The sequence below is a fragment of the Dactylosporangium sp. NPDC005572 genome (assembly GCF_040605515.1).
In the GTDB taxonomy this organism is placed as follows: domain Bacteria; phylum Actinomycetota; class Actinomycetes; order Mycobacteriales; family Micromonosporaceae; genus Dactylosporangium.
On sequence record NZ_JBEXCY010000139.1, the window covers coordinates 23757 to 30236 of the forward strand.

Annotated in this window: 7 protein-coding genes; 3 read left to right on the forward strand and 4 right to left on the reverse strand. The window is 70.1% G+C overall.

The window, feature by feature from the left end; all coding sequences use genetic code 11:
* Nucleotides 1-159: 159 nt before the first annotated feature.
* The gene (locus tag ABZS66_RS42460; RefSeq protein ID WP_354768108.1) at nt 160-2142 is read left to right on the forward strand and encodes a DUF262 domain-containing protein; all 1983 of its coding nucleotides are present in this window, start codon (nt 160-162) and stop codon (nt 2140-2142) included.
* 13 nt (nt 2143-2155) lie between these two features.
* On the forward strand, nt 2156-3313 hold the full coding sequence (locus tag ABZS66_RS42465) for a hypothetical protein (RefSeq protein ID WP_354768110.1): 1158 nt from the start codon (nt 2156-2158) through the stop codon (nt 3311-3313).
* Here ABZS66_RS42465 and ABZS66_RS42470 read toward each other — a convergent pair.
* From ABZS66_RS42470 to ABZS66_RS42480, 3 genes are all read right to left on the reverse strand, one after another.
* The gene (locus ABZS66_RS42470) at nt 3310-3744 is read right to left on the reverse strand and encodes a hypothetical protein (RefSeq protein ID WP_354768112.1); all 435 of its coding nucleotides are present in this window, start codon (nt 3742-3744) and stop codon (nt 3310-3312) included. The genes ABZS66_RS42465 and ABZS66_RS42470 overlap by 4 nt on opposite strands.
* The gene (locus tag ABZS66_RS42475) at nt 3741-4664 is read right to left on the reverse strand and encodes a ParA family protein (RefSeq protein WP_354768114.1); all 924 of its coding nucleotides are present in this window, start codon (nt 4662-4664) and stop codon (nt 3741-3743) included. The genes ABZS66_RS42470 and ABZS66_RS42475 overlap by 4 nt, the downstream gene beginning before the upstream one ends.
* Nucleotides 4665-4869: 205 nt before the next feature.
* Nucleotides 4870-5667: an alpha/beta hydrolase gene (locus tag ABZS66_RS42480; RefSeq protein WP_354768116.1), complete on the reverse strand. Its 798-nt coding sequence runs from the start codon at nt 5665-5667 to the stop codon at nt 4870-4872.
* A gap of 167 nt (nt 5668-5834) precedes the next feature.
* On the opposite strand from ABZS66_RS42480, the gene ABZS66_RS42485 reads away from it, so the two are divergent.
* Nucleotides 5835-6191, forward strand: a complete 357-nt coding sequence (locus tag ABZS66_RS42485) for a hypothetical protein (protein ID WP_354768118.1) — start codon at nt 5835-5837, stop codon at nt 6189-6191.
* A 119-nt stretch (nt 6192-6310) separates the two neighbouring features.
* Here ABZS66_RS42485 and ABZS66_RS42490 read toward each other — a convergent pair.
* A partial coding sequence (locus tag ABZS66_RS42490; RefSeq protein WP_354768120.1) for an ATP-binding protein occupies nt 6311-6480 on the reverse strand: 170 nt, incomplete at its 5' end.

Sequence of the window (6480 nt, forward strand, 5' to 3'; positions counted from 1 at the left end):
TCCGCGCAGGATTCGCGCCGAACACCCGAACCCCGTGACCCACGTCCGGTCGGAATGCGCCACCGTCCGTTCCGCAGGTTGCCGCGGCGCACGGCACCCGGGAGAGGATGTGCGGTGACTCCGCCACGTCATGTCGGGAGCACCTGGGGTGATCAACTGATGAATATCGAGCGCTCCATCCTGCCGGTCGGCGAACTGATGCACCAGATCGACCGCTCGGAGATCAAACTCCCGGAGCTGCAGCGCAGCTATGTCTGGCGGCCGACGCAGGTGGCGAAGCTTATCGACTCGCTGTACCGCAGGTTCCCCTTCGGCTCGCTGTTGTTCTGGCAGTCCGACGAACCGCCGGTGACCCGCGAGCTCAGCGTGACCCAGCAGGCCGGCAACCCGTTCCGGCAGCCGATGTACCTGCTCGACGGTCAGCAGCGGCTGACCTCGCTGCACCGGGTGTTCACCGACCATCCCGACGCCCAGATCGTCTTCCACGTCGAGCGTGAGCGGTTCCAGAACCAGAGCGCTGCCACCAAGGCCGACCCCGGCTGGATCAAGGTCGTCGACATCCTCGACCAGCGGACCGGCATCGGCCAGCTCACCCGCAAGCTGCGCCGCGCGGGCACCCAGCTCACCGAGGTCGAGATCGAGGACCGGCTCGGCTGTATCCGCCAGTTGCGGGACCGCACGTTCCAGGTCGAGACGCTGCGGGGCTTTTCGTACGACCAGGTCGCCGAGGTGTTCGTCCGGGTCAACAGTGCCGGGCGCCACCTCAGCCGCGCCGACCTGGCCATGTCGACGCTGTCGGCGAAGTGGCCTGGCGTCCTCGACAAGTTCCAGCGCGAGGCAACCCACTGGAGGCGCCAGGGATACGGCGACCTCGACGTGGAGTTCCTGGCCCGCGCGTTCGCGGGCGTGCTGTTCGGTGGCGGCATGTCGTCCTGGTCGCTCACCGACCTCAACAAGGTCGAGGAGCAGCGGCTCGAGCAGGCCTGGAAAACCGTGCAGGACGGGCTCCGGCAGGTCGTCAAGACGCTCAAGAGCAACCTCAGACTCAGCAGCTCCGAGCCGCTGCCATCGCTCTTGCCCTTGATTCCGCTGGTAGTGCTGTTCGGCGAACGCGCGGACGAGAGGACCGACCAACAGACCGCGGACGCGGCCCTCTACTGGCTGCTCATCGCGTTGGTCCGGACCCGGTACTCGACGTCGACCGATACGAACCTCAGCCGCGACATCCAGGCCGCGCGCAAGCCCGACCCGACCGGCGAGCTCCTGCGCAATCTCGGGGTGCTGCAGGCGCTGCCGAGCATCACCGCGGACTCCCTCATCGGCCGATCCAAGGAGAGCCCGTACTTCTTCCTCAGCCTGCTCGTCGCGCAGCGCAACGGCGCCCGGGACTGGTGGTACGCCACCGAGATCATGCCGGGCCAGGACGACGACCACCAGTTGCAGTTCCACCACGTCCACCCGGTCGCGACGCTCGGCAAGTACGAGAAGGCCGAGATCAACGAGCTCGCCAATCTGGCCTTCATCTCGCGCAAGGCCAACCTGAAGATCAGCGACAAGTCCCCGGCCGACTATTTCCCCACACTTGGGGACAAGGAGCTTGCCGCGCACTACATCCCGCTCGACGACGACCTGCGGGTCGCGGCCACCTTCACCCGGTTCCTCGCCGAGCGGCGACGGCTCCTCGCCGAGGCGATGACCGAACTGCTGACGTCCTTCCGCCCGGCGTGGCTCGACCGGCTGCCCGCCGGGCCCGCAGCCACGACCGACGGCTACAAGCTCACGCTCGTGCTCTTCGGCAGTGCCTGGGCACCGGGGCGGCTGATGTTCCGGGCGGGCGGTGCCGGCCTGTCGTGGACCGGCTCCGCCGACATGGACGACTTCTCCGCCGCCGTCACCGCGGCCGCGACCGCCGGCATCGACAGCGACGTCGAGATCGCCGGCGAGACCGTGCCCGTGCAGGTGATCGACGACTCGATCGAGATACCGATCGGGCCCTTCCGGGTCTCGGGCACCGCCGAGGAGTGGGAGGAGATCCTGGCCCGCGAACAGGTCGCGATGCAGCCGCTCGGCCGGATGCCTGCCCTCGACGAGAAGCCGTGGACCGGTGAGCGCATCCCGTTGCCGGCCAGCAGCACCGACTGACCCGGAGGACGCGATGGGCGACGTGCAGACCTGGATCGTGCGAGCGGGGCAGGACGACGAGTTCGAACGGGAGGCGATGGAGCACGGCACCATCGCGATGGGCTGGCGGCAGCTCGGCGACCTGACGCCGTACCGGACACCGGCCGAGATCCGGGCCGCCGTCGACGCGGCCTACCCGCAGTTCTCGGCGCGATCCCGCCAGGTGGCCGCCGTGCAGCTGTACGCGTTCCGCTGCAAGATGCGGGTCGGCGACCACGTCGTCCTGCTGCGGAGCACCGCGCCCGACCTGGCTGTCGGCACGATCACCGGCGACTACACCCACCGGCCCGAGCTCGCCGGGCAGCACGTCCGGCCGGTCCGCTGGGCCCGCGTCGACGTCAGCCGGGCCGAGCTTGGCACCGATCTGCTCGCCGTGCCTGCGCTCACGAGTATCTACCGGGTCGGTCGAACGGATGCGACCGCCCGGGTCGAGGCGCTGCTGAACCACAGTCGGCGCCCCACGCCTCCACCGCCGGTTTCGACGGCGCCGACGACGGCCGTCGACAACCTGCGGCGCAACCTGGAGTACGCACTCAGTCTGGCCACCGCCGGCCAGCACCTGCAGCAGCTCAAGGTCGAGGCGTTCGAGGTCTCAGACGTGTTCAGGGCGGCGTGGGTGCAGTCGGTCGCCGCCCTCGACCACTGGGTCCACCAGGAGATCCGGGAGCGCATGCTGACGCTAGCCGGCCAACCGGCCGGGGCTTGGCCGAAGCAGTTCCAGCGGTTCCAGCTGCCGATCGGGCTCGTCGAACGGGTCGCCGCTCAGGAGCTCACGGTGGCCCAGGCGGTCGATCTGCATTGGTCCGAGGCATTCGGGCGGCTCACGTTCCAGCAACCTGACAAGATCCGCGAGGGGTTGGCGCACGTCGCCGACGTGGCGCAGTTCTGGCAACGGGTGGCCACCGTTCTCACCGAACGCGCGACTGACGGCGTCTCCTACGATGCGAAGCAGGTGCAGGAGCGACTGAACGAGCTTGTCGTACGGCGCAACAAGATCGCACACGAATACGACGAGGATCCCGCGAACGCGCCGCACAAGCGCGACATCGACGCCGCGAGCACCACGAAGGCCGTCGAGTGGATCCGTCAGCTCGTCGAGGCCATGATCGTGGTGCTCAACGGCACGCCTTAGCGGTCCCAGGTCCCGCTGAACACCGACGCCGGGCGGTTGACGAGACCGCCGGTGCCGGCCGCGATGTTCTTGCGCAGCTGGGCCTTCGACTTCGCGCCCTTGGTCGTGACCGGGGGCCCGATCCGCTCCGCGAGCTCGCGCATCTTGGGCAGCGGCAGCTCCTTGTCGTGCTCGATCAGATAACGCTCGACCGCGTCCTCCTCGGTGAACGCCTTGATCTCGGCCACCATCGCGTCGAGGTCGACCTCCGCCTTCGGCGCCTTGGTCGTCGTCCGGCCCGCCGTCCGGGACGTCACGGTGGTCTCACCGCTGCGGAACTCCACGAACGCCCTGCCGTCCGCGAGGTCCGCGAGCTGCTCCGCGGTGAGCTTGGCGAGGAGCTTGCCGATCTCGTTGAGCGCCAACGCTGCCAGCTTCGGGGAATCGGTCACGATGGGAGCCTCTCAAGCTGTTTCCGGAGTTCGTCGATGACGTCGCCCAGGTCGTTGCGCACCTCGGACGGCACGCCGTGAGCCATGATCGTCGGCACGCCGTGCCGGCCGGAGGCGGCGAAGGCGCTGCTGCGATCGCGGATCATCGTGTCGAGGACCGGCACGCCCAGGGCTTTGACCTCGTTGATGAACTGACTGTGCACGTCGATCGGGCGCCCGCTGAAGAGCTGCACCATGGTGAACACGACCGCCGTCCTCGGCATCCGCATCGGTGCCAGCGTCTTGGCACTGCGAGATCCGCTGAGGTGCTGGTTGTAGTCGCTAGTGAGCCGCGTCAATGCCTTGCCGAGTTCCTGGATGCCCTCGGCGGACAGGAAGTCGGGCCGCGCGGGGATGAGCATGATGTCGCTGGCGACGATCGCCATCTTGGTCGTCAGCGAGAACGCCGGTGGGCAGTCGATCAGGATGACGTCGTACTTGGCGAACGCCGGGTCGCCGAGGTCCTCGGCCAGCCGGCGGTGCATGCGCAGGAACTTCGAGTCCTGGATGTTGCCGGTCGCGTCCACCGAGTTCGGGATGAGTACCTCGGCGTCGACCAGGGTCGAGTCGGACGGGATGAGCTCGAGCCAGCCGCCGTGCTTCAGCATGCCGTTGAACCGCGGCGGGCTCACGACCAGCTCCGCGAGGCACTTCGCCCGCCCGCGGTCCGAGCTCTTGAACCACGTCCCGATTGTGCGGACCTGTGTGAGGAACCGGGCCGTCTCGTCGACGGTGAAGAACGACTTGGTGAGGCTCGCCTGCGGATCGAGGTCGATCAGCAGGACCCGCATGCCGAGGTTGGCCAGTCCCGCGCCGAGATTGGCCGTCACAGTGGTCTTGCCCACGCCGCCCTTGTTGTTGGCGACGGCCACAACCTTCACAGTCACCTCCGCGTCCCGGGGACACGCAGGACGCTAGAGCATGGCCGAGGCCGTCGGCAGGGTGCGCCGAACGATCTGCCGGTACCTCCGACCGCGATGTATCCGATCGACGCGGTACGGCGTCTCAAGGACGGATGAATACCGGCTGTCGCCCCGGGTGGCGTCAACCGCGGGCATACAGATGCCGCAAGTTGTCGACGGCGCCTCAGCAGGTGGCGCGGGCCGCGGCGAGGATGGTGTCGGTCACCGGGCCGGGGTGGGAGATCAGGGTCAGGTGGGAGCCGCCCGGGACCGTCGTCACGTGGGAGCCGGCCCGCTTGGCCATCATGTGCTGGGACTGGGGGGTGATGATCTTGTCGGCGTCGCCGATCACGTACCAGGACGGCTTCGTGCGCCAGGCCGCCTTCGCGGACTTGGTCGTGAACGCGGCCTGCGCCGCCGGACGCTGCCCCGCCCACAGCGTCGCGGACTCTTCGAGCGGGAGGTCCGGGGCGAAGGAGTGCTGGAACACCGTCTGGCGCAGGTACAGGTCGGTGCCGACGCTGGTGTAGAGGTCGGCCGGGTCGCCGCCCAGCGCGGAGCCCTGGCCGCTGAGCTGGCCGGTGGTCTCGCCGACGGCGGGGGCGGCCGCGTCGACGTACACGAGCGCCTTCACGTTCGCGTTGCCGTCCGTCGCGTTGGTGACGACCGAGCCGCCGTACGAGTGGCCCGCCACGACGAGCGGGCCGCGCAGGGTGGCCATGAACGCGGCCGCCGCGGCGGCGTCGCCGGTGAGGCCGCGCAGCGGGTTCGCGAACGCGCGGACCTGGTACCCCTCGTGCCGCAGCCGCTCCAGCACCGGGGTCCACGACGACGTGCCCGCCCAGGCGCCGTGGACCAGCACGACCGTCGGTTTGGTGGCGCAGACCGGCGGGGCGAGCCGGGCGACCCGGGCGACCGCCGGCGGCGGGCTCGCGCCGCCGACTGCCAGCACGAGCGCGGCGACGACGGCGCCTCCGAGCATGCGAAACATGGCGCCACGGATACCCGGCCGGCCAGGGCTTACGCGCGGCGTCAAGGAAGCGTCGGGAAAGCCGCCGCGAGCGTCGGGACGGCGTCAAGACCCGTCCACGGCAGCAGGTGCGGGTGTTGTACCGGGGGTAAGGCGCGACGACCGGAGAGGAGCCCACGATGTATCAGCACATCCTCGGCGCGATCGGCGGCGCGGCCGCGCTCGTCGCGACGGCAGCCGGAACCGCCGCCCTGCTGGGCGACGACCACGACACCCGGATCCTCGTCTGGGCCGCGGCGACCAGCGTGTGCACCGCGCTCGTCGGCGGCCGGTGGGTGGTGTGCGGGCTGACCGTGCTCGCCACCGCGCTCATCGCCACCGGGCTGCTGTCGGCGGGTGCCGGCCCGGCCCTCGCGGCCGTAGGGGCCGGCGTCACCGTGCTGGCCGCCCTGCTCGGGGCGAGCCAGCCGGTGACCGTCAGGGCCGGCCGCGCACCGGTCAGGGCCGGAAGCGGTGGCGGGTCGCCGGCTCGGTAAGCAGGTGGCGCGGGCGGACCGGATCGGGCTCCGGCTTGCGACGCAGGCGCGGGCGGGCCGGGCCCCGGCTTGCGACGCAGGCGCAGCCGGCCGGACAGGACGACCACCGGCACCCGGGGTCATGCGACGACCGCGGCCGGGAGGGTAAGGGTCATGGTCAGGCCGCCGCCGGGGGTGTCGTCGGGGGTGAGGGTGCCGCCCATGGCCTCGGTGAGGCCGCGGGACAGGGCGAGGCCGAGGCCGACGCCGGTGGCGTTGTCGCGGTCGCCGAGTCGTTGGAAGGGTTGGA